Source organism: Reyranella sp. (assembly GCF_030651995.1).
Taxonomy (GTDB): Bacteria; Pseudomonadota; Alphaproteobacteria; order Reyranellales; family Reyranellaceae; genus Reyranella.
This window is the reverse complement of sequence record NZ_JAUSBN010000061.1, coordinates 19,087-40,558: the sequence shown is the minus strand read 5'-3', so window position 1 is coordinate 40,558 and position 21,472 is coordinate 19,087. Positions and strand designations below refer to the sequence as shown.

The following is a 21,472-nucleotide window of genomic DNA, read 5'->3' as shown; positions in this document are numbered from 1 at the left end:
GATCTATTTTCCGACGCACGGTCCGCTGATGCGAAAAGAGGCCCTTCGACTACGCTGCGCTCCGCTCAGGGCGACGGGACAGGCTTCACCTTCGGCAGGTCCGCCCATTCGCGGAACAGGCGGCCATTGTCCTGGTCGAAAGGCTCATCGAGGACTGTCGACGACTGGATGCGCTCGACCCGGAAGTTGCGGTAGCCGTTGCGCAGCTCGCACCAGGCGCCGATCAGCGTGACATCGACATAGTAGGCCATGGCGATCGGCCAGATGGTGCGGTTGGTACGCCGGCCCGTCTCGTCGGCATAGGCGACGTGGAGCTTGCGGCTGTCGCGGATCGCGGTGCGCACGTCGGCAAGGTCGACGCCCTGAGGTTCGACAGTGTCGCCGGGCGAGACGTAGAAGGGCGTCGACGCGAGCTGCCGGCGCAGCGCTTCGGGAGTCTGCTGATCGCGCTGTGCTCGGCCGTGGCGACCGTGTGCTTCCTGAACGCGTTGCGCCTCTCGACCGTGGCCGACGTACTGGTGATCGACGCGACGATCCCCTTCGTGACGGCGGGCATCGCCTGGCAGGTGATCGGAGAGCGCGAGGAATGGGTCACGTTGGGGGCCACGCTGGCCGCCGTCGTCGGCGTGGCGGTGATGATGGGGGCAGCGGCATCGGGTGGACGAGTCGCGGGCAACCGGCTGGCCTTCGGCATGGCAGTGCTGATGTCGATCGTGCTGGTTCTGATCCGGCGCAACCCCGGGATCAGCATGCTGCCGGCGGTCGGGCTCTCGGCCGTCCTCTGCGCGCTGATCGTGCTGCCGTTCGCGCGGCCGCCGGCGGTGAGCGGTGAGGAGCTGGTGCTGCTCGCCCTGTTCGGCACGAGCCAGTTCGGCATCGGCGTGCTGCAGACGCCGCTCGGCACGCTCTGGGTCTGGCTGGCCTTTGCCGAGATGCCGGGCTGGATGACCCTCGCGGGAGGCGCGATCGTCGTCGCGGCTGTGGTTTGCGACATCGCGATCCGCCGTCCACAGGAGGCAATAACGTAACGATTGTGAGGGGTTGACGGCAGGGAGGGGTCTTCTTACATTTAAACAGTTGTTCAAATGTCAAAATCAAAGAATATCCTCCTGTCCGCCGACCATGCGGTGGCGCTGGCCGACCTGTTCCGGCTGCTGGGCGATCCCACGCGGCTGAAGATCGTGGTCTCCTGCCTGCGCACGCCGCTCGCGGTGTCGGACATCGCCGACCGGCTTGGCCTGTCGGTGTCGCTGGTCAGCCATCACCTGCGGCTGCTGAAGGGCGCGCGCCTGGTGCGGGCCGACCGGCATGGCAAGCAGGTCTACTACAAAGCCGATGACCTCCATGTCCGCCGCATGGTCGAGGACATGGTCAACCACATCGCGGAGCATTGACATGAGCGCGAGCTGTCACGCCCATTCGCACGGTCCCGGCCATGACCACGGCGCAGCTGCAGCGGCCTCGCCCGCCTACCGGCACATCCTGTGGATCGCGCTGGCGGTGAACCTCGCCATGTTCGCCATCGAGATCGGCGCCGGCGTCGCCGCGCAGTCGGTCTCGCTGCTGGCGGACTCGCTCGACTTCCTGGGCGACGCCGGCAACTACGGCATCAGCCTCTTCGTGCTGGGCATGGCGATCCAGTGGCGGGCCCGCGCCTCGCTGTTGAAGGCCGCCAGCATGGGCGCCTTTGGCCTGTGGATCGCCATCACAACGATCAATCACGCGATGGCCGGCACCGTCCCGGCGGCGCCGGTGATGGGCGTGGTCGGCGCCCTGGCGCTGACCGCCAACTTCGGCGTGGCGCTGCTGCTCTATCGCTGGCGCGAGGGCGACAGCAACATGCGCTCCGTCTGGATCTGCACGCGCAACGATGCGATCGGCAACGTCGCCGTGCTGGTCGCCGCGGCGGGCGTGTTCGGCTCGGGCACCGGCTGGCCGGACTACATCGTCGCCGCGATCATGTCCGGGCTCGCCCTGGTCGGCGCGTTCCAGGTGACGCGCCAGGCCCTGGTCGAGTTGCGCCGCCCTCGGGGCGGCAGCGCTCAGGCGGTCGGGAGCTTGTAGGCTTCGAACTGCTTGCGCAGCGCCGTCTTCAGGATCTTGCCGGTGGCGCCGTGCGGGATGGCGTCGACGAACTGCACGTCGTCGGGCATCCACCACTTGGCGATCTTGCCGTCGAGGAACTTCAGGACGTCGCCCTTCTCAACCGAAGCATCTGGGCGGCGGACGACGATGAGCAGGGGGCGCTCGTCCCACTTGGGATGGGCCACCCCGATCACCGCGGCCTCGGCCACGCCGGGGCAGCCCATGGCGGCATTCTCGAGGTCGATCGAGCTGATCCATTCGCCGCCCGACTTGATCACGTCCTTGGAACGGTCGGTGATGACGACCGAGCCGTCGCTCTCGATCTTGCAGACGTCGCCGGTGTGGAACCAGTCGTTCTCGATGAACTGGCTCCTGCCGTCGCCCTTCATGTAGCCCTTCACGATCCACGGACCGCGAACGACCATGTTGCCCGAGACGCTGCCGTCCAGCGGCAGGTCGTTGCCGGCATCGTCGATGATCTTCATCTCGCAGCCGAATACTGGGCGGCCCTGCTTGGCGGTGATGGCAAACCGCTCGGCGTCGGGCAGGTCGCGTTCGCCACGGTTGAACCGGGTCAAGGTGCCGAGCGGGCTCATCTCGGTCATGCCCCAGCCCTGGGCGACCTCGACGCCATGCTCCTTCCAGAAGCGCTCGATCATGGCGTAGGGAACGGCCGAACCGCCGATCAGGGTGCGCTTGACCGACGACATCTTGAGCTTGTTCTGCTGGCAGTAGTCGAGCAGGGCCAGCCACACGGTCGGCACGCCGGCCGACAGGGTCACCTGCTCCTTGTCGAGCAGTTCGTAGATGCTGGCGCCGTCGAGCTTGAAGCCCGGGAACACCAGCTTGGTGCCGCAGAAGGGGCCGGCATAGACGAGGCCCCAGGCGTTGGCGTGGAACATCGGCACGACGGGAAGGATGGTGGTGTCGGGATCGAGCGCCAGTACCGGGCCCGAGCACATCATCATCGAATGGATCATCGTGGAGCGGTGCGAATAGAGCACGCCCTTCGGATTGCCCGTGGTGCCCGACGTGTAGCAGAGCGACGAGGCGGTCTTCTCGTCGAACTCCGGCCACGTGAGGGTGCCGGGCTTGTCGGCGATCAGCTCCTCGTAGCAGAGCAGGTTGGGGATCTTGGCCGAGGTCGGCATGTGGGCGCGGTCGGTCATGACCACGACATGCTTCACGGTCTTGAGCTGGTCCCAGACGCCCTCGACGATCGGCATCAGGTTCAGGTCGACGAAGAGGATCTGGTCCTCGGCGTGGTTGGCGATATAGGCCACATGCTCGGGCGCCAGGCGCGGGTTCAGCGTGTGCAGGACGGCGCCGATGCCGGAGATGCCGAAGTAGAGCTCGAAATGCCGGTAGGTGTTCCAGGCGATGGTGCCGACCCGGTCACCGAGCTTGATGCCGAGCCCCTGCAGCGCTTCGGCGAGCTGCTTGGCGCGCTTGTGCGCGTCCTTGTAGCCGTAGCGGTGAATCGGGCCCTCGACGGTCCGCGTCACGATCTCGACGTCGGGATAGGCGGCGGCCGCATAATCGATGATCTGCGAGATCAGCAGCGGACGGTCTTGCATCAAACCCAGCATGGCGTTTCCTCTCTTACGCGCGCCGCTCGATATGTAGGCTTCTTAGGGGTAGGAGCGGCTTGATGTCCGGTTCTAGACCGAGTCCTTGCCCGCCGGGAAGGCTGACGCGGCCGTCACGGACCGAAAAAACATCCTGAAGGATGCCCTCGCGCAGGGGATTCGGGTTCGCGTCGACCTCCAGCAAGCCCGGTCCGCGCGCCGCGGCGAGCAGGTGCAGGGAATGGAGGAGGCCGATGCCGCCGCCCAGGAAGTGCGGACAGAAGGTGCGGCCGGCGGCGAGGGCGGCACGGGCAACCGGCAGGCAACCGGAATGGCCACCCCACTTGGCGGCATCGGGTTGGATCACCCCGAACAGGCCGCTGTCGATGGCTTCCTGGAAGGGGCCGGCGCCGCGCAGGTTCTCGCCGGCGGCCAGCCGGGTCGGCGCAACGGCTGCGACCTGCGTCCACTCCGACAGGGGCCGGTCGGCCATCAGCGGCTCCTCGATCCAGCCCAGACCGAATTCGGCGAGTTTCGGTGCCATCGCACACGCAGTGCGCAGGTCCCATCCCTGGTTGGCGTCGACCATCAGCCGCTCGCCTTCCTGCAGTTCTGCGGTTACGGGGCGCAGCGAACCGAGATCGGTCTCCTCGCCGAAACCGACCTTGATCTTGAAGGCGCGATAGCCCGCTGCGCGCATGCGGCCGACCGTGTCGTAGGCGGCGCGCCCGGGATTGAGGCCCGACGCATAGGCGGGGACGGGCGCATCGTCGGTGCCGCCCAGCGCACGCCACAGCGGCAGGCCGCGCTTGCGCGCCCGCAGATCGTGGATCGCGAGGTCGAGGCCGGCGGCTGCGGCGGAGAGCGCCCCGGCATCGCCGCTCTGGACGCGCAGCACGTGCAGGGCGCGGTCGATCTCGCCCCACAGGCCGACCGGATCGTCGAGCGACCGGCCCAGCGCGCGCGGCGCCACGATGTCGGCGAACAGCAGCGCGCGATGTTCGGCGGCGGCGTTGGGGAAATTGCACCAGATCTCGCCCCAGCCGCGGGCGCCGTCGGAATCCTCGACGCGTACGAACACGGCCGCCCGTTCGGTCATGGTGCCGAAGGAGGTGCGGACCGGCTCCGCGATGGGCGTGCGGAAGACGTGGGCTTCGACGCGGGCGAGGGTCGCCCCGCTCATTTTCTCATGTTCCTCCCGGACCTCGGCTTTCCGCCGATGGAGAGGGAACTCTAGTCGCTCGGTTCGCTGAAGGTAAGCCTGTTGGCGAACGGATCGGTCACGGTGACCGTACGGGCGCGGCGCGCCGTCGCCATGATGCTGGCTGAGAGGGAGCGCGACGTCGGCGCGAGCTTGATCCCCTCGCTCATTCGGCGGCTTGCGGGTCGGAATTCAGCAGGTCGTAGGTCCGCTTCTGATACTCGACCATGTAGTCGGTGTAGCAGGTCGTGGGGTACTTCGGCGGCCTGTCGGGGCCGACCGTGGTCGGCACGGCGGCGATCGGCCAGTCGATGGTATTGTCGCAGAAGAAGGCCAGGGCGTAGCGCTCGCCGCCGCTGCGGTTGACGGCGCGATGCGGCGTGGCGAGGCAGACGTCGTTGGTCCAGCGCTGCAGCAACTGCCCGCCATTCACGAGGTAGGCATCGGGCAGGACGGGCGCCTCGATCCAGCGCCCGTCCCGGCTGCGGATCGACAGGCCGGGCACGTCGTTGGGCGCCAGCAGGGTGAGGAAGCTGGTGTCGGTGTGCGGGGCAATGCCGAACTCGTCGTCGGCGAGGGCCGGTTGATTGGGATAATGCGTCATGCGCAGCTTGTATTGCGGCTCGGCGAAGGGCGCGTCGAAGTATGTCGGCGGCAGGCCGAGGGCGCTGGCATAGAGCGGCACCAGCCTGCGGACCAGCCGCTCCATGGTGTCGCAATAGGCAACGACGGCCTCGCGAAAGCCCGGCAGGTCCGACGGCCACCGGTTGGCGCTGCGGAAGCGCCGGTCGGCCACGACGTCGGGGTGGTCGGCGGGGAGATCGCGCGCGACGAAGAAGGCTTCGTTGAGATTGGGCTTGGTGACGGTCTGGACCGTGGAGGTGCGCAGCGTATCGCCCCGCATCGGCAGGTACCCGACATTATGCCTGTCGATCCTGACGTCCATCTTGCGATCCAGCGGCAGGGCATGAAACCGTGCGGCCTGATGGAAAGTGTTTCGGATCAGGTCCGGCGGCACGCCGTGATTGACCACGAAATAGAAACCGATTTCGGTCAGCGCGGCGCGCAGCTCCCGGGAGGCGCACTCGATCGCGCCGGGTTCGCCCGCCAGACAGGGGCCGAGATCGATGATCGGGATGGCGTCGGCGCGAGGGCTCATTCGGCGGCCTGCTGGGCCTCCGTGTTGAGCACGTCGTAGTTCCGCTTCAGGTACCAGGTCATGTAGTCGCTGTACCAGGTGGTGGGATATTTCGGCGGCTTGTCGGGACCGACCGTGGTCGGCACGGCGGCGACCGGCCAGTCGATGCCGCTGTCGCAGAAGAAGGGCAAGGCATAGCGCGCACCGCTGGTCTTGTTGATCGCACGGTGCGGCGTCGCGAGGAACGTGTCGTTGGTGTAGCGCTGCAGCATCTGCCCGCCATTCACGACATAGGCGTTGTCGATCGCCGGCATGTCGATCCAGCTGCCGCTCTGGCTGCGGATCGACAGGCCCTGCACCTCGTTGGGCGCGAGCAGGGTGAGGAAGCTGGTGTCGGTGTGCGGCGCCAGGCCGAACTCGTCTTCGACCGGACCGTCCTGCGGCGGATAGTGCGTCATGCGCATCGAGAACATCGGCTCGGCGAAAGCCGCGTCGAAATAGTTGGCCGGCAGATCGAGGGCGCGGGCGTAGAGCCGCACCATCTTCTGCACCAGCCGCTCCATCTCGTTGCAATAGTCGACGACGGTGTCGCGGAAGCCAGGCAGGTCGGGCCAGCGGTTGAGGCCGCGGAAGCGCCGGCCCGACAGCACGTCGGGATGATCCGGCGCCATCTCGCGCTTCACGAAGAAGGCCTCGTTGAGGTTGGCCTTGGTTCCGGTTTGGACGGTCGAGGTGCGCAGCGTGTTGCCGCGCATCGGGAGGTAGCCGGTATTGTGCTGGTCGAGCTTGAGCTCGAGCTTCTTCTCGACCGGCTGGTCGTGGAAACGCTTCACCTCGGCGAACATGCCGGCGATCTTCTCGCGCGCGATGCCGTGGTTCACGATGAAGTAGAAGCCGATTTCGGTCAGCGCGAAGCGTAGCTCCTTTGCGGTGCGGTCCATCGCGCCGGGCTCGCCCGACAGATAGGGGCCAAGATCGATGACGGGAATTGTTTCGGTGGCCACGGTCTGCTCCTCCTCGGGCTCCCTATTTCGCCCGGAACGGACGATAATGCCGCCACGGCGCCGCGGTCCAGCGCGCAAGGAAGGAATGTCATGATCTTCGGAATTCTGGCCCTTGTGACGGCGTCGCTCTTCGCCGGTGCGGCCTTCTACGTGAGCTTCGCCGAGCACCCGGCGCGGTCCGAACTGGACGACCGCGCGCAGCTCCAGCAGTGGAAGCCTGCCTACAGGCGGGGGACGATCATGCAGGGATCGCTGGCCGCCCTGGGATTCGTGCTGGGCATGGCGGCGTGGTGGCAGACGCGCGACGAGCTCTGGATCGTCGGCGCCATCCTGATGGGAGCCAACTGGGCCTACACCGCCCTGATGATCATGCCCATCAACAACGAGCTCAAGGCAATCGAACTCGACGACGCCGGCGAGGACAGCCACACGCTGCTGCGGCGCTGGGGCAAGCTGCACCACAAGCGCACGATGCTCGGCATCGGGGCGACCCTGTTGTTTCTCTGGGCGGCGTTGAGTTGAGGAACGACGCGAGCATGACAAGTCCTGTCATCCTGAGCGAAGCGAAGGATCTCGCGCCCGCCAAAGAGTCCTTCGGTCGTTCCGGCAGGTCCTTCGCTCCGCTCAGGACGACAATTAAGCCGTCGGCAGCTTGTAATCCTTGAAGTCCTCGCGCAGGCGGGTCTTCAGGATCTTGCCGGTGGCGGTATGGGGGATCGCGTCGACGAACTGCACATCGTCGGGCAGCCACCATTTGGCGACCTTGGTCGCGAGGAACTCGACCAGCTCCTGCTTGTCGATCTGGGCGTCGGGCTTCCTGTGCACGATCAGCAGCGGGCGTTCGTCCCATTTCGGATGCGCGACCCCAATGACGGCTGCTTCGGCGACGGCGGGATGGGCCATGGCGGCGTTCTCGAGGTCGATCGAGCTGATCCACTCGCCGCCGGACTTGATCACGTCCTTTGAACGGTCGGTGATCTGCATGTAGCCGTCGGGATCGATGGTGGCGACGTCGCCGGTGGCGAACCAGCCGCCGCCCTTGCCCGCAATCTCGCGAAGCACCTCGCCGCCTTCACCCTTGAAGTAGCCCGAGGTGATCCAGGGGCCGCGCACCAGCAGGTCGCCAAACGCCTTGCCGTCGCGCGGCAGCTCGTTGCCGGCATCGTCGACGATCATCATGTCGACGCCGTAAGGCGGGCGTCCCTGCTTCAGTCGCACCTGCAGCAGGTCCGCGGGCGAGAAGTCGAGATGCTTCTCCTTGGGATGATTCACCGTGCCCAGAGGGCTCATCTCGCTCATGCCCCAGGCATGCAGCACCTCGACGCCGAACTCCTTGTCGAAGGTTTCGATCATGGCGGGCGGGGCAGCCGAGCCGCCGATCACGGCGTATTTCACGGTCGAGAGCTTGAGCTTGTTGGCCTTCATGTGGTTCAGCAGCGCCAGCCACACGGTCGGCACGCCGGCGGTGAAGGTGACGCGCTCCTTCTCGAACAGCTCGTGCAGGCTGGCGCCGTCGAGGGCGACACCGGGGAAGACGAGCTTGGCGCCGACGAGAGCCGCAGAGTAGGGCAGGCCCCAGGCATTGACGTGGAACATCGGCACCACGGGCAGCACCACCGAGCGGGCCGAGAGGTTCAGCGTGTCGGGCAGCGCCGCGCCGTAGGCGTGCAGGATCGTCGAGCGATGGTGATAGAGCACACCCTTGGGATTGCCCGTCGTGCCCGACGTGTAGCAGAGCGACGAGGCGGTGCGCTCGTCGAACTCCGGCCACTCGTAGGTGCCGGGCTTGTCGGCGATCAGCTCCTCGTAGACCAGCAGGTTGGGGATATTGCAGTCCTTGGGAAGGTGGGCGCGGTCGGTCATCGCCACGACGTGGCGCACGCCCTTCATCTGCGGCAGCAGCTTCTCGACCGCCGGCAGCAGGTTGAGGTCGACGAAGAGGAGCTGATCCTCGGCGTGGTTCACGATGTAGACGATCTGCTCGGGGAAGAGCCGCGGGTTGATCGTGTGGCAGACCGCGCCCATGCCGGAGATGCCGTAGTAGAGTTCGAAATGGCGATAGCCGTTCCAGGCCAGCGTTCCGATGCGGTCGCCGACCTTGATGCCGAGGGCGAGCAGGGCCTCGGCGACCTTCTTGGCGCGCTTGTTCGCATCGCGGTAGGTGTAGCGGTGGATCGGGCCTTCGACGGTGCGGGAGACGATCTCGGTATCGCCGTGGTTGAGGGCGGCATGCTCGATGAGCTGCGAAATCAGAAGCGGGCGATCCTGCATGAGGCCGAGCATCGGGGCATCTCTCCTGTCGTGTCGTCTGGTGGCTGGGCGCCAATTGCCTTAGGTTCGGGAAGACATCCTTTGGGGGAGAATCGATGAAACGGTCAAGCGGTGGCGGCGCCTCCGCGATCGGCGCTCTGGCCGCCACCTGGGCGTTTCCGGCGACGGCCCAGACGGTGACCGGCGGCCATAGCGCTTCGGCCGGGTTCCTGCTGCTGATGACCGAGCGTTTCGAGTTCACGGTCGCGCAGATTCCCGCACTCGGCACGCATCTCCTGGCTCTGCCGCAGACGATCGGCGGTCGCACGGCGCTGCTTCTGGTCGGCATCGTCGTGGCCGGCCTGATCGCCGAGTTCATTGCCCGCCTGATCCTGAGCCGCGCGCGTGTCCATGCCTTCGACCGTTTGGCCAGCAAGACGCCGCTGCGCGCCTTCTTCCGCGCGCTCCTGCTCGACGCGCTCGCCCTGGTGGCGCTGGCCGTTGCGGGGCGGCTGGTGCTGGGCCAACTCGGGCCGTCCGATAGCCTCGGGTCCAGGCTTGGCCAGATGGTGCTCCATGCACTCGTCTACTGGCGCGCCTTCAATCTGGTGTTCCGCGCCTTCCTGCGCCCGCACCTGGCCGAGGGCCGTATCGCCCCGGTGGATGACGCCACGGCGCGCCGTCTGCTGGTCGCACTGGACCTCGTCATTCTGCTGCCCTTGCTGGGCAGTCTCGCGGCGCGTGCTCTCGATGGGACGGGGGCAAACCGCGAAATGACGAGTGCCGCCATCATTCTCTACGTACCGCTCGTCTCGGTGCTGCTGCTTGCCATCGTCTGGCGCTGGCGGTTCGATATGGCGGCCTGGCTGACGGCCATGGTGCCTCCGACCGGCTTCACCCGGCAGCTCAAGCTCGATGCGGCCCGCAACTGGTGGATGGGCGGCCTCTTCTTCTACGCGCTCCTGGGCCTCGCCTCGGTGTATGCGGCGCTGACGGAGAGCGGCACCGCCGCGCGCGGCATGACGACGATCGAATCGGCCCTGATCGCGTTGCTGCTGTTCGAGACGCTGATGCACCGCATCACGCGCCACATCGTCTCCGAGCTGCCGATGGCGGGCGACGTGGTGGCCGACTGCGTGCGGCTGCTCGTGCGTCTCTATGTGGCGATCCTGATCGCCGAGGCGCTGATGGTCCGGGTGCTCGCCGCGGCGACGGCTGAAGAATGGGTCGCGCACGATCGCGGGGCCAAGATGGCGGCGATCACCGCGGTCGCCATCTACGCCGGCTGGCGGTTCCTTAAGTACCGCATGGACTCCTACATCGCCTCCAATCCGCTGCCCTCGGCCGACGTCTCGGGGGACTCGGAGGAGGAGGTCCAGGTCGCGGCTTCCCGGCTGCGCACTCTGATGCCGCTGCTGCGCGTCGTTGCGGGCGCCGCCATTGCCGTCATCGGCGGCCTGCTGGTCCTGGCGGAGCTGGGCGTCAACATCACGCCGCTGATTGCCGGCGCCTCTGTTCTCGGCCTGGCCATTTCCTTCGGCAGCCAGTCGCTGGTGCGGGACATCGTGTCGGGCGTCTTCTTCCTGGCCGAAGACTCCTTCCGTATCGGCGAATACATCGATTGCAGTAAGGTGAAGGGCACCGTCGAGGGGTTCAGCGTCCGCTCGCTGAAGCTGCGGCACCAGAACGGCCAGCTCAACATCGTGCCGTTCGGGCAGATTGCCCACATCACCAACTTCAGCCGCGACTGGACGGTGGTGAAGTTCAACATCGCCTTCGCCAACGGTACGGATGTCGAGCTGCTGCGCAAGACGGTGAAGAAGATCGGCCTCCAGTTGATGGAGGAGCCGCAGTTCAAGCCCATCCTGCTGCAACCGCTGAAGATGCAGGGCGTCGTCGACATCAAGGACAATTCGCTGATCGTGCGGTTCAAGTTCATGGCGCGGCCCAAGAATCCCACCATGGTCCAGCGCATGGCGATCCGGCGCATGTACGAGCAGTTCCCGGCGCTCGGCATCCAGTTTGCAACAGGGAACAACTATCTGTTCCCGATACCGGCGACGCCCGCGGTGCCGCCGCTGGCCGAAGAAAAGACCGTGGCGTCTCCTGTCATGCCTCCCAAGGCCGCCGAATAGTTCTCCAGAGGAGTCACAGATGCAGAAGCGCAAACTCGGCAAGTCCGACCTCGAGTTCGTTCCCATCGCCTTCGGCGGCAACGTCTTCGGCTGGACCGCCGACGAGGCGACGTCGCACAAGCTTCTCGACGCCTTCGTCGATGCCGGCTTCTCCTTCGTCGACACCGCCGACGTCTATTCGCGTTGGTTCCCGGGCAACAAGGGCGGCGAGAGCGAAACGGTGATCGGCACCTGGCTGAAGAAGGATCCGTCCAAGCGCGACAGGATCGTGCTGGCCACCAAGTGCGGCATGGGCCTGCCGAGCGGCGCGCTCTCCGCCAAGAATATCAAGGAGTCGGTGGACGCCTCGCTGAAGCGGCTCAACACCGACCGCATCGATCTCTTCCAGTCGCACAAGGACGACAAGGACACGCCGCAGGAGGAGACTCTCTCGACCTATGCCGAGCTGATCAAGGCGGGCAAGATCCGCTGCATCGGCGCCTCCAACTTCGATGCGCCCCGTCTTGCCGAGGCCGCGAAGATCGCGAAGGAGAAGGGCCTGCCGCGCTACGAGAGTCTGCAGCCGCACTACAATCTGATGGAGCGCGGCCTGTTCGAGGGCGCGCTGGAGGACGAGTGCCTGAAGCAGGGGATCGGCGTCATCCCCTACTATTCGCTGGCCAGTGGCTTTCTGACGGGCAAGTACCGGTCCGAGGCCGATGTCGGCACCGCCCAGCGTGGCGCCGGTGTGAAGAAGTACATCAATCCCAAGGGTACGGCCGTTCTGAAGGCACTCGACGATGCCGCCGAAAAGAACGGCGCGACGCTCGCACAGGTCGCGCTTGCCTGGCTGCTGCAGCGCAAGTCGATCACGGCGCCGATCGTCAGCGCGACAAGCCTGAAGCAGCTCGACGACGTGCTCAATTCGACGACCCTGGAACTCGATCCCGAATCGGTCGCTGCGCTCGACAGGGCCAGCGGGCCGGCCTGACAAAGGAGAAGCCGATGCTCGTCTTCCGCCAGCTCTTTGATCCTACCTCGTCGACCTACACCTATCTGCTTGGCTGCAGCGTCTCGAAAGAGGCACTGTTGATCGACCCGGTGTTCGAGCAGGCGCGGCGCGATGCGGCGCTGATCGGCGAACTGGGGCTCACGCTCGCCTGGACGCTCGACACCCACGTCCACGCCGACCATGTCACAGGCGCCTGGCTGCTGAAGCAGCGGTTGGGCAGCCGGATCGCGCTGTCGGCAGGGTCGGGCGCGGCGGGCGCCGACCGCCTGCTGGAGGATGGCGACCGGATCGCATTCGGACGACGCTCGCTCGAGGTCCGAGCCACGCCCGGCCACACCTCCGGCTGCGTCACCTACGTGCTCGACGATGAGAGCATGGCCTTCACCGGCGACTGCCTGCTGATCCGCGGTTCCGGCCGCACCGATTTCCAGCAGGGCGATCCGCGCGCCCTCTACCGCTCGGTCCGCTCGCGCATCTTCGCGCTGCCCGAGAGCTGCCTGCTCTATCCCGCGCACGACTATCGCGGCCTTACGGTCAGCAGCGTCGCCGAAGAGAAGCGGTTCAATCCACGGCTGGGCGGCGAGGTCGGCGAAAGCGACTATGTCGGCTACATGAAGAACCTCGACCTGCCTCACCCGAAGAAGATCGACGAGGCGGTGCCCGCCAACCTGCGCTGCGGCCAGCCCGGCAACGAGACTCCGCCACCGGCCGAGCCCGGCTGGGCGCCCCTGCGCTTCACCTTCGGCGGCGTCTGGGAGGTCGAGCCGCACTGGCTCGAGGAGAATCTGGCGAAGGTGCATGTCGTCGACGTGCGCGAGCCGGCCGAGTTCTCCGGCCCGCTCGGCCATATCCGGGGCGCCACCCTGGTTCCTCTGGGCGAGCTGGCGGCGCGCGCGAAAGATCTGCCGAAGGACAAGCCGGTCGTCGCCGTCTGTCGCGCCGGCAGCCGCTCTGCCCATGCCACCGCGATCCTGCAGAAGGCGGGCCTGGCCGACGTCGCCAACCTCCCCGGCGGCATGCTGCGCTGGCGCGCCGAAGGCCGCGCCGTCGAGGGCGGATCGGCTTAGAATCCATAGAGCTTCGTCGGCGTGTCGATCAGGATGGTGCGTCGCATAGCCTCGTTCGGCACCCAGTCCTCGAAGGTTCTGAGCGTGATCGGATAGGTCGTGACGCGATTCAGATCGGTGTCGGTGTGCGGCCAGTCGCTGCCCCACATCAGGCGCTCGGCGCCGAAAGCGTCGAGCAGCATCGGCGCGGCCTGGCGGGCGCGCTCCGGGCCGACCCGATAGGCGCCGCACATCACGACGAAGACGCGGCCGGTTTTCGAGCTCTCGAGCAGGGCCTTGAAGCCGGGATCGCGCGCCGGACCCAGGGTACGGTCGAACATGCCGTAGTGCGGGATCACGACCTTGTGGCCGCCGTCGAGCAGGAACGGCAGCATCTCGGGCAGGCGCTTGCTCTCGACATAGAGATGGATCGGCCAGTCTCGCTTCAGCGCCTCGCCCAGCATCTCGTGATAGGCCGACCATTGCGGGGTCGGCAGGCCGAAGATCGGGAAGCGCAGGCCACGCACGCCGATCCGCGCCATCTCCTCCCACTCTTCGGGCCGCGTTTCGACCGAGGGCGAAATCCACGGCACGCCGCGGAAGCGCTGCGGCTCGGCCTTGAGCGCCGCGAACAGGTAGGAATTGTCGTATCCCAGGAACGAGGGCTGCAGCAGCACCGTACGGCCGACGCCGTTGGCCTCGGCCAGCTTCAGCAACGTCTCCCAGGACGCGTCGTAGGCCGGCGCATAGCGTGCATCGACGGCGAGCTTGAGCCCGCGCACGAACGCGTGGGTGTGTGCGTCGATCCAGGGAGGAGGCGCTGCCCGGGCCGGAAGCGCCGCCGCCGCCAGCGCCATCGGCGCCAGCGCGCGACGTGTGATCTTCACGGTGGCAACGTCGCGTCGCGCGACGTCTCGCGGAAGGTGAGGAGGGTGGCGATGGAGATGGCGGCGGCGCCCATGAGCAGCCAGGCCGGGCTCAGGTCCATCTCGGTGCGGGCGACCAGCCAGGCCGCGGTGAGCGGCGTCAGCCCGCCGATCACGCCAAAGGCGATGTTGTAGCCCAGTGAAATGGCCGTGCAGCGGACCCGGCCCGCCACCGCTTCGGTCAGGAGGGAGGGGATGATGCCGAGGCCCATGCCGGCCGGCACCACCAGGGCGAGTTGTCCCACCAGGATCAGCCTCGGATCGGGGTGATGCATCAGCCACAGGAACGGCAGCGCGCCGACGAAGCCCAGGATCATCGCCACGAACATCAGCGGACGGCGGCCGAGGCGATCCGACAGCCAGCCGGACAGGAGCATCACCGGGAGCAGGAAGAACATGCTGACGGTATTGATCTCCAGCGCACGCGCCGGCGCGATGCCGTCGACGGTTTGCAGCCAGGTCACGACGTAGAGGAACATCAGGTAGAAGCCGACGGCGTTGAAGATCGTGATGCCGGCGACGCGCATCACCGCACGGCCATGATGGCGCAGGGTCTCGACCAGAGGCGAACCGTGGCCCGCCTTGGGTGGCGCCTCCTCGACGATGACCTGGCGGATCCACCAGCCGACGATGCCCAGCACCAGGCCGAGCAGGAACGGCACGCGCCAGCCCCAGGCGGCGAGCGCTTCCGCCGGCAGGAGCGCGGCGAAAGTGGCGCCGATCGCCGAGCCCAGGAGAAAGCCGCCGGTGGCGGCCAGCGAGCAGAAGCTTCCGACCAGGCCGCGGCGCCCGGGCGGTGCCTGTTCGACCAGGAAGACCATTGCCGTGGTGGCCTCGCCGCCGACCGACAGTCCCTGCACCATCCGCAACAGGGTGAGCAGGATCGGCGCCGCCATTCCGAGCGTCTCGTATCCCGGCAGCAGGCCCACCAGGAAGGTCGGGACCGCCATGGCCGCGATCGAGAAGGTGAGGGCGGCACGCCTGCCGTAGCGGTCGCCGATATGGCCGACCACGATGCCGCCCAGCGGGCGCATCAGATAGCCCAGCGCGAAGATGCCGAAGGCGGCCAGGACCTGCGCCACTGGATTCTCGGCGGGGAAGAAGACACGACCGATCGTGGCGGCGAAATAGCCGTAGATCGCGAAATCATACCATTCGAGCAGGTTGCCGATGGTACCGGCCGCAACGATGCGGCGAGTGCTGGCGGGGGTCATCTTCCCCGACTATGCCATGAGAGGGCAGGCGGGCATTACTTCGGACTTTCGGCAGGCCGGTCGTCGGGCATCCCCGTTCTGTCGCGGAACGAGGCCGTCGCGACCAGGGAAATCGCCGCCGCCCCCATGATGAGGAAGGCGGGGCTGAGGTCGTTCCCTGTTCGGTGGATCAGCCAGGTCGCCGCGAGCGGCGCGAGCCCGCCCAGGATGCCTGCCGGGAGATTGAAGCCGAGTGCCACTGCCGTGCAGCGGATCGGGGCGGGCGTCGCTTCCACCATGAAGGCCGGTTCGATGCCGAATACGATGCCGATGATCAGAACGAAGCCCAGTTCGCCAGCGAGGACCAGGATGGGATCGGCGTGGTGCATGAGCCAGAACAGAGGGAACGCGCCCACCAGGGCCGCCGCCATCCCGCCGAGGAGCAGCTTCCGCCGGCCGATCCGGTCGCTCAACCAGCCTGCGGAAAGGTAGATCGGGAGAGCCGCAGCCATCGCGATCGAACTAAAGCCGAGGGCGCGCACCGGCGAGACACCATCGATGACCTGCAGCCAGCTCACCAGGTAGAGGAAGATGACGAAAAACGTCACGGTGCCCAGCGAACCCATGCACGCCAGGCGCGCCACCAGCCAGAGATGGTGGTTGAACACCTCCCGCACGGGGGTCTCCACAATACTGGTGTCCCGAGGCGGCTCGGGCACGCCCCGGCGCAGCCAGAGGCCCATCAACCCGACCGGAAGGCCGAGCAGGAACGGCAGCCTCCAGCCCCAGTCCTGCAGAACCTCCGGCGGCATCACGGCGGTGAGGAGCGCACCGGATACAGATCCGAGGAGGAGTCCGGCCGCGTTGCCGCCGGTCGCCATTGCGCCGGCCAGGCCACGCTTGCGCGCGCCCGCATGCTCGATCATGAAGATGAAGGCGGTCGGGCACTCGCCGCCGAGCGACAGGCCCTGCACCATGCGCAGAGCCGTCAGGAGCAGGGGAGCCGCCATTCCCAGGGTCTCGTAGCCCGGCAGGATACCGACGAGGAAGGTCGAGAAGGCCATCGCCGTCATCGAGACGGTGAGCGCGGCGCGCCGGCCGTAGCGGTCGCCGATGCTGCCCGACAGGAGGCTCCCCAGCGGCCGCATCAGGCAGCCGATCGCGAAGACGCCGAAGGTAGAAAGCAACTGCGCCAGCGGATCCTGGTGCGGGAAGAAGGCTTGGCCGATGGTGATCGCGAAATAGCCGTAGATCGCGAAATCGAACCATTCTAGGACGTTGCCGATGGCACCGGCGCCGATGATGCGGGTCTTCTCGGAAAACACCGTCGGCGCCGGCGCGATCGGCGTCAGTTGCCCTTCTTCTCGATGTTCCAGAACACCGGCACGGGACTCGTGACCACGCCGCTCAGACGGTCCGAGCGCGTCGCGGTCGGCAGCGTGTACTGGCCGAGCGGAACGTGCGTGCCGTAGGTGATGGCGCGCGCCTGCAACTCGGCCGCGATCTTCTTGCGGCTCTCGAGGTCGGGCGCCCGCGCGAAGGCGTCGCGCAGCCTCTCGACCTCGGCGTCGCAGGGCCAGCCGAAATTGGCCTTGTCGCACGAGGCGGTGAGCATGCTGTTGGTCAGAGGGTTCATCATGTCCACCGACAGCCAGGCGGTCATGAAGCCGTTCCAGCCGCCATCCTGCGGCAGTGTCTTGCGCAGGCGCCGCGCGACGATGGCCTGGAAGTCGAGCGGCACCATCTGCACCTTGAAGCCGCCCTTCTCGAGCAGGTCCTTGGCGATCGGTCCGGCATTGGTCAGGACGGCGATGTCGGTGGTGTGCAGCATCACGATCGGCGTGCCGTCATAGCCCGCCTCCTTGAGCAGCTCCCTCGATTTGGCGAAGTTGCCCCGTACCAGCCCTTCCATGCCGGCAGTGGATTCGAGCGGCGTGCCGCAGACGAACATGGCATCGCAGGTCTGGTAATACTTCTCGTCGCCGATCACGCCCTGGAGAAAAGCCTTCTGGTCGAAGGCATACTCCGCGGCGCGTCGCACCTTCTCGTTGTTGAAGGGCGGGACGACGGTGTTCCAGCGGAAGACGTACTGCGCGCCGATCTTGTTGTAGACCTCGAGCCTGATGTTCTTGTCGGCCAGCAGCAGCGACTTCAGGTCGTGCGGCGGCGCCTCGATATAGTCGATCTCCCCGGCCAGCAGCGCGTTCACCGCGGTCTGGTGGTCGGGGATGGCCAGCCACTCGACACGATCGACCTTGGCGACCTTGCCGCCGGCCAGGCCTGAGGCCGGCTCCGGCCGCGGCTTGTAGTCGGGGTTCTTCACATAGACGGTCTTGTCGCCGGGCTTCCACTCGTCGGCCTTGAAGATGAAGGGGCCGGAGCCGATGAACTCGGAGATCTGCTTGGCGGGATCGGTGTCGGCGATGCGCTTGGGCATCATCAGTGGGGTCGACCCGCCAGGCTTGGCCAGCGAATCGATCAGCAGCCCGTAGGGCTCCTTCAGCACGATCCTGAACGCTTTGTCGTTCACCGGCTCCAACGAGGAGACGAAGCTCAGCATCTTCACGCCCGTCGAATCGCGCGCACCCCAGCGCTTCAGCGAGGCGATGCAGTCCTCGGATGTGACGGGCTTGCCGTCGTGCCACTTCAGGCCGTCGCGCAACGTGAAGGTGTAGGTGAGCTTGTCGTCGCTCAAGGTCCAGGTGTCGACCATCTGGGGCTGCGCCTGCAGCTTCTCGTCCATCGCGAACAGCGTGTCCCACACCATGTAGCCGTGGTTGCGCACGATGTTGGCGGTCGTCCAGATCGGGTCGAGGACCTTGAGGTCCGAGTGCATCACCGCCTTGATGGTCTTCGTCTGGGCGAAGGCGGGCGAGGCGAGGAGGAGGGCGGCGGCGGAGCCGGCCGCGAGCAGGTCGCGAAGGCGCATCGGATCAGGCCTGCCAGCGGGAGGTGGCACGCTCGCCGGGCGCGATCTCGGCCTCGGACGGCGCCTGGACCTTCGACATGTGGCCATAGCGCTGGGCCGCGAACCACAGCGCGTAGTCGCCGAACTTGATCGGCGGATACTTCGCCGGCTTCTCGGGCGACTGGCAGGACGGCAGGCACTCGATCATCGTGTCGTGGTCGGGATCGCAGAAGAACGGAATGGCGTAGCGGACCTGTCCGGAGACGTTGCGTACCCGATGCGGCGTCGACAGGAAGCGCTCGTTGGTCCAGCGGTGCAGGATGTCGCCGCCATTCACGACGAAGGCGTTCTCGAGGCCGGGTGCTTCCATCCAGTGTCCGTCGGGAAGCAGGATCGACAGGCCCTGCACCTTGTTGGGCGGCAGCAGGGTCATGAAGCCGGAGTCGGTGTGCGGCACCAGGCTCTCGACGCTCTCGTCGGCGCCGTCGATCTGCGGATAGCGCGACATGCGCAGGATCATGTGCGGTTTGGCGAAGCAGGCATCGAAGTAGGTCTCCGGGAGATCGAGCGCCAGCGCGTAGAGCTTCACGAGTTTCTGGCAGAGTTTCTCGAGCGTGGAGATGTATTCGAGCGCGGTCTCGCGAAATCCCGGCAGGTCGGCCGGCCACTTGTTCGGCGCATGGAAGCGGCGGCCCGAGATCACATCCGGATCGCTGGCGGCGCGCTCGCGGCGCAGGAAGTAGGCCTCGTTCTGGCTCGGCTTCTTGCCCTGCGCGGCGGCGTTGGGCGGCGCTTTCTGCGCGATTGGCATGTAGCCGATATTGTGCTCGTCGACCTTGACCGCGAGCTTGGCATCCATCGGCTGGGCATGGAAGCGGGCAGCCGCCTCATAGGTGGCGTCGATCAGCGTCTGCGGCACGCCGTGGCCTGCAAGATAGTAGAAGCCGACATTCTCGAAGGCGTAGCGCAACTCGGCCGCGGCCTTCTCGGCGGCGCCGGGAACGCCCGCGAGATAGGCCGAGACATCGATCAGCGGAATCTCGCCGCCGATCAGGGGAGGAGAGAGAGGCTGCGTCCTCACGGGTTGGATGGATGGCTGCATCGACGACCTCCGAATTCAATACGCGAACGCTAACACGCGCGCTGGAGACCCTGCAAAAAGCAAGCCGTGTCCGTTTCGCAGGAGTGCTAGAATTTCGCGGACCGCCAGTGCCCGGCGGTCCCAGGAAAGGTCGATTTCGTGCAACCCATCTGGATCTCGCTCGCGGCTTGCGGGGTCATGCTCCTCGGCGCGGTCATCGGTGCCTTGCTGCGCCGCTTGTTGCCGGACCATCATCTCGATGACCATGCCCGGGACATCATTCGACTGGGCGCCGGCCTGGTGGGCACGATTGCGGCGCTGGTCCTCGGCCTTCTCATCAACTCGGCGAACAGCAGCTACGAGGCCCAGCGCGGCGAAATCCGCCAGATTGCCGCCAACCTCATCCTGCTCGACGCGGTGCTCGATCAATACGGTCCGGAAGCGAATCCGACCCGCGTGCTGCTGAGGGAAGCCGTCGGTCAGATGATCGAAAGGATCTGGGGCGACCCGGCGTCCAGGAATAGTGCCGGGCTGTATGGCAGCGGGACGCTGGCGTCGAAGCTCTATGCCGGCCTCCACGCGCTGCCAACCGGAACCCCGGTGAAATCGGCTCTCGTCGCGGAGGCCCTGCAGCTGGCGGTGTCGACTTCGCGGGCCAGGCTCGCTCTGTTCGAACAGTCGAGGTCCGGGTTGCCCGTGCCGACCCTCATCGTACTGATTTTCTGGCTCACGGTGCTGTTCGCCAGCTATTGCCTGTTCTCGCCGGTGAATCCGACATCGGCCGTGGCGCTCGTGCTGGTTGCCCTTTCGGCGTCGGCGGCCCTGTTCCTGATCATCGAGATGGTCCAGCCGTTCTCCGGCCTCATGCACATATCGAGCCTGCCGATCCGTGCCGCCCTGCCGCCGTTCGCGCCGTGAGGGCCGCCGCTGGATCTCAGCGTTCCGGCTGCCTCAACGCACGCCGGATGAGTTCCGGAGTCGACGTCGCGCCCAGCTTCAGCATCGCGCGGGCGCGATGGATCTCGACGGTGCGGTGGCTGATGCCCAGCGCCCGCGCGATGAACTTGTTGGCGGCGCCTTCGAGCACCTGGACGAGCACCTCCGTCTCGCGGCGCGTGAGCGAATCGAGGGCGGGCCGCGGAAGTCGTCGCAGCAGTTCGGCTCCGGTATAGGTCGTGGTCGAGAAGTCGAGTGGCTTGCCGGCGATCTCGGACAGGCGCAGACGCGCCGTGCTGCCGATGATGCGGCAGGCGGTGACGACCGGCTTGCCGCTGGTGCGCGCGACCTGCTGGGCCATCTCGCCGGTATAGCCGACCGAGTTCATCACGATCAGGTCGGCGCCGGACACGCGGTCGATCGCCTGCGTGAGGTCGGAACCCTGGCTGCCGCCGATGGTCGCCAGAGAGCTCTTCAGCATCGTGCCGTAGTCGCTCTCGCTGGCGGCCGACTGCTGGCTTGCCAGGGGGAATATGATGCCGATCCGCGAGTTGCTGGCGACCAGTGCGGAAATCCAGGCGTCGAGCGCGTCCTGGCCGTGGACGAGCGGGGTCCGCGTCGAAAGCCGCGCCCGCATGCCGGTCATCGCCAGGATGAGAAGATCGTAGTCGCGGCCGTCGAGCTCCGCGACCAGTGCCTCCGTGCGGCTCGTCACGAAGCCGGCTTCCAGGATGACGTGCCGGCCGTCCCGCAACTGGGTGAGATAGCTCAGCTCGTCGCCGCGCGGCGCCATGCTCGCGATCACGTCCTCCGCATCGTCGTCGAGGGCGCCGAATTCGTCACACTCGGCTTCGCCCAGCAGGGGGCCGATTTCCTGCATAACGTCGGGACGCGGGGCATGGCCCATCGTGATCATGGCGATGCGCGGTGTGCGCCTGGTCCCCACCTGTTGTCTCCCCATACGTGTTCGCACGTATTGATGCCTGCCTGTCCGATCCATAGACATGCCT

The 21,472-nt window shown here is 66.6% G+C and carries 21 protein-coding genes; 8 read left to right on the top strand and 13 right to left on the bottom strand.

What is annotated here, in order from left to right; all coding sequences use genetic code 11:
- Positions 1–65: 65 nt before the first annotated feature.
- Complete coding sequence (locus Q7V45_RS18950) at positions 66–344, bottom strand: YafY family protein (RefSeq protein WP_304854891.1); 279 nt, start codon at positions 342–344, stop codon at positions 66–68.
- Here Q7V45_RS18950 and Q7V45_RS18945 point away from each other — a divergent pair.
- From Q7V45_RS18945 to Q7V45_RS18935, 3 genes are read left to right on the top strand one after another with little or no spacing between them, the layout of a single operon-like run.
- Positions 309–1,028 carry a DMT family transporter gene (locus Q7V45_RS18945; RefSeq protein ID WP_304854889.1) on the top strand — a complete coding sequence of 240 codons (720 nt, stop codon included), beginning with the start codon at positions 309–311 and terminating at the stop codon, positions 1,026–1,028. The two genes, Q7V45_RS18950 and Q7V45_RS18945, sit on opposite strands and share 36 nt — an antisense overlap.
- Before the next feature lie 57 nt (positions 1,029–1,085).
- Positions 1,086–1,394, top strand: coding sequence for a helix-turn-helix transcriptional regulator (locus tag Q7V45_RS18940; protein ID WP_304854887.1), 309 nt, complete (start codon positions 1,086–1,088; stop codon positions 1,392–1,394).
- A gap of 1 nt (position 1,395) precedes the next feature.
- Positions 1,396–2,064, top strand: coding sequence for a cation transporter (locus Q7V45_RS18935; protein ID WP_304854884.1), 669 nt, complete (start codon positions 1,396–1,398; stop codon positions 2,062–2,064).
- Here the strand turns inward: Q7V45_RS18935 and Q7V45_RS18930 are convergent.
- Genes Q7V45_RS18930 through Q7V45_RS18910 form a run of 5 tightly spaced genes read right to left on the bottom strand, consistent with a single transcriptional unit; the run spans position 2,043 to position 6,996 of the window.
- Positions 2,043–3,674 carry a long-chain-fatty-acid--CoA ligase gene (locus Q7V45_RS18930; protein ID WP_304854883.1) on the bottom strand — a complete coding sequence of 544 codons (1,632 nt, stop codon included), beginning with the start codon at positions 3,672–3,674 and terminating at the stop codon, positions 2,043–2,045. The genes Q7V45_RS18935 and Q7V45_RS18930 overlap by 22 nt on opposite strands.
- Positions 3,675–3,687: 13 nt before the next feature.
- Positions 3,688–4,836 carry a mandelate racemase/muconate lactonizing enzyme family protein gene (locus Q7V45_RS18925; protein WP_304854881.1) on the bottom strand — a complete coding sequence of 383 codons (1,149 nt, stop codon included), beginning with the start codon at positions 4,834–4,836 and terminating at the stop codon, positions 3,688–3,690.
- A 50-nt stretch (positions 4,837–4,886) separates the two neighbouring features.
- Positions 4,887–5,024: a hypothetical protein gene (locus Q7V45_RS18920; protein ID WP_304854878.1), complete on the bottom strand. Its 138-nt coding sequence runs from the start codon at positions 5,022–5,024 to the stop codon at positions 4,887–4,889.
- The gene (locus Q7V45_RS18915; RefSeq protein WP_304854876.1) at positions 5,021–6,013 is read right to left on the bottom strand and encodes an isopenicillin N synthase family oxygenase; all 993 of its coding nucleotides are present in this window, start codon (positions 6,011–6,013) and stop codon (positions 5,021–5,023) included. Before Q7V45_RS18915 ends, Q7V45_RS18920 begins: the two co-directional genes overlap by 4 nt.
- A complete protein-coding gene (locus Q7V45_RS18910) occupies positions 6,010–6,996 on the bottom strand; it encodes an isopenicillin N synthase family oxygenase (RefSeq protein ID WP_304854874.1) in 987 nt (328 codons plus the stop codon). The genes Q7V45_RS18915 and Q7V45_RS18910 overlap by 4 nt, the downstream gene beginning before the upstream one ends.
- Before the next feature lie 90 nt (positions 6,997–7,086).
- On the opposite strand from Q7V45_RS18910, the gene Q7V45_RS18905 reads away from it, so the two are divergent.
- Positions 7,087–7,518: a DUF1772 domain-containing protein gene (locus Q7V45_RS18905; protein ID WP_370692627.1), complete on the top strand. Its 432-nt coding sequence runs from the start codon at positions 7,087–7,089 to the stop codon at positions 7,516–7,518.
- 114 nt (positions 7,519–7,632) lie between these two features.
- Here Q7V45_RS18905 and Q7V45_RS18900 read toward each other — a convergent pair whose 3' ends face one another.
- The gene (locus Q7V45_RS18900; protein WP_304854873.1) at positions 7,633–9,279 is read right to left on the bottom strand and encodes a 3-(methylthio)propionyl-CoA ligase; all 1,647 of its coding nucleotides are present in this window, start codon (positions 9,277–9,279) and stop codon (positions 7,633–7,635) included.
- Positions 9,280–9,362: 83 nt separating this feature from the next.
- Between Q7V45_RS18900 and Q7V45_RS18895 the strand changes: the two genes are divergently transcribed.
- From Q7V45_RS18895 to Q7V45_RS18885, 3 genes are read left to right on the top strand one after another with little or no spacing between them, the layout of a single operon-like run.
- Complete coding sequence (locus tag Q7V45_RS18895; RefSeq protein WP_304854870.1) at positions 9,363–11,381, top strand: mechanosensitive ion channel family protein; 2,019 nt, start codon at positions 9,363–9,365, stop codon at positions 11,379–11,381.
- A 19-nt stretch (positions 11,382–11,400) separates the two neighbouring features.
- A complete protein-coding gene (locus tag Q7V45_RS18890) occupies positions 11,401–12,351 on the top strand; it encodes an aldo/keto reductase (RefSeq protein ID WP_304854868.1) in 951 nt (316 codons plus the stop codon).
- Between the two features lie 14 nt (positions 12,352–12,365).
- Positions 12,366–13,439, top strand: coding sequence for a rhodanese-like domain-containing protein (locus tag Q7V45_RS18885; protein ID WP_304854866.1), 1,074 nt, complete (start codon positions 12,366–12,368; stop codon positions 13,437–13,439).
- Here the strand turns inward: Q7V45_RS18885 and Q7V45_RS18880 are convergent.
- Genes Q7V45_RS18880 through Q7V45_RS18860 form a run of 5 tightly spaced genes read right to left on the bottom strand, consistent with a single transcriptional unit; the run spans position 13,436 to position 19,547 of the window.
- The gene (locus Q7V45_RS18880) at positions 13,436–14,305 is read right to left on the bottom strand and encodes an amidohydrolase (protein ID WP_304854864.1); all 870 of its coding nucleotides are present in this window, start codon (positions 14,303–14,305) and stop codon (positions 13,436–13,438) included. The two genes, Q7V45_RS18885 and Q7V45_RS18880, sit on opposite strands and share 4 nt — an antisense overlap.
- Positions 14,302–15,558 carry an MFS transporter gene (locus Q7V45_RS18875; protein ID WP_304854860.1) on the bottom strand — a complete coding sequence of 419 codons (1,257 nt, stop codon included), beginning with the start codon at positions 15,556–15,558 and terminating at the stop codon, positions 14,302–14,304. Before Q7V45_RS18875 ends, Q7V45_RS18880 begins: the two co-directional genes overlap by 4 nt.
- Positions 15,559–15,593: 35 nt before the next feature.
- Positions 15,594–16,862 carry an MFS transporter gene (locus tag Q7V45_RS18870; RefSeq protein WP_304854857.1) on the bottom strand — a complete coding sequence of 423 codons (1,269 nt, stop codon included), beginning with the start codon at positions 16,860–16,862 and terminating at the stop codon, positions 15,594–15,596.
- A 23-nt stretch (positions 16,863–16,885) separates the two neighbouring features.
- Positions 16,886–18,466, bottom strand: coding sequence for an ABC transporter substrate-binding protein (locus tag Q7V45_RS18865; RefSeq protein WP_304854854.1), 1,581 nt, complete (start codon positions 18,464–18,466; stop codon positions 16,886–16,888).
- Between the two features lie 4 nt (positions 18,467–18,470).
- Positions 18,471–19,547 (bottom strand): isopenicillin N synthase family oxygenase, encoded by a 1,077-nt coding sequence (locus Q7V45_RS18860; protein WP_304854851.1) that lies wholly within the window; start codon positions 19,545–19,547, stop codon positions 18,471–18,473.
- 177 nt (positions 19,548–19,724) lie between these two features.
- Between Q7V45_RS18860 and Q7V45_RS18855 the strand changes: the two genes are divergently transcribed.
- Complete coding sequence (locus Q7V45_RS18855; RefSeq protein WP_304854849.1) at positions 19,725–20,444, top strand: DUF4239 domain-containing protein; 720 nt, start codon at positions 19,725–19,727, stop codon at positions 20,442–20,444.
- Positions 20,445–20,460: 16 nt separating this feature from the next.
- Here Q7V45_RS18855 and Q7V45_RS18850 read toward each other — a convergent pair whose 3' ends face one another.
- Entirely contained in the window at positions 20,461–21,408 is a 948-nt protein-coding gene (locus tag Q7V45_RS18850; RefSeq protein ID WP_304854848.1) for an AroM family protein, read from the bottom strand.
- Between the last annotated feature and the right edge of the window lie 64 nt (positions 21,409–21,472).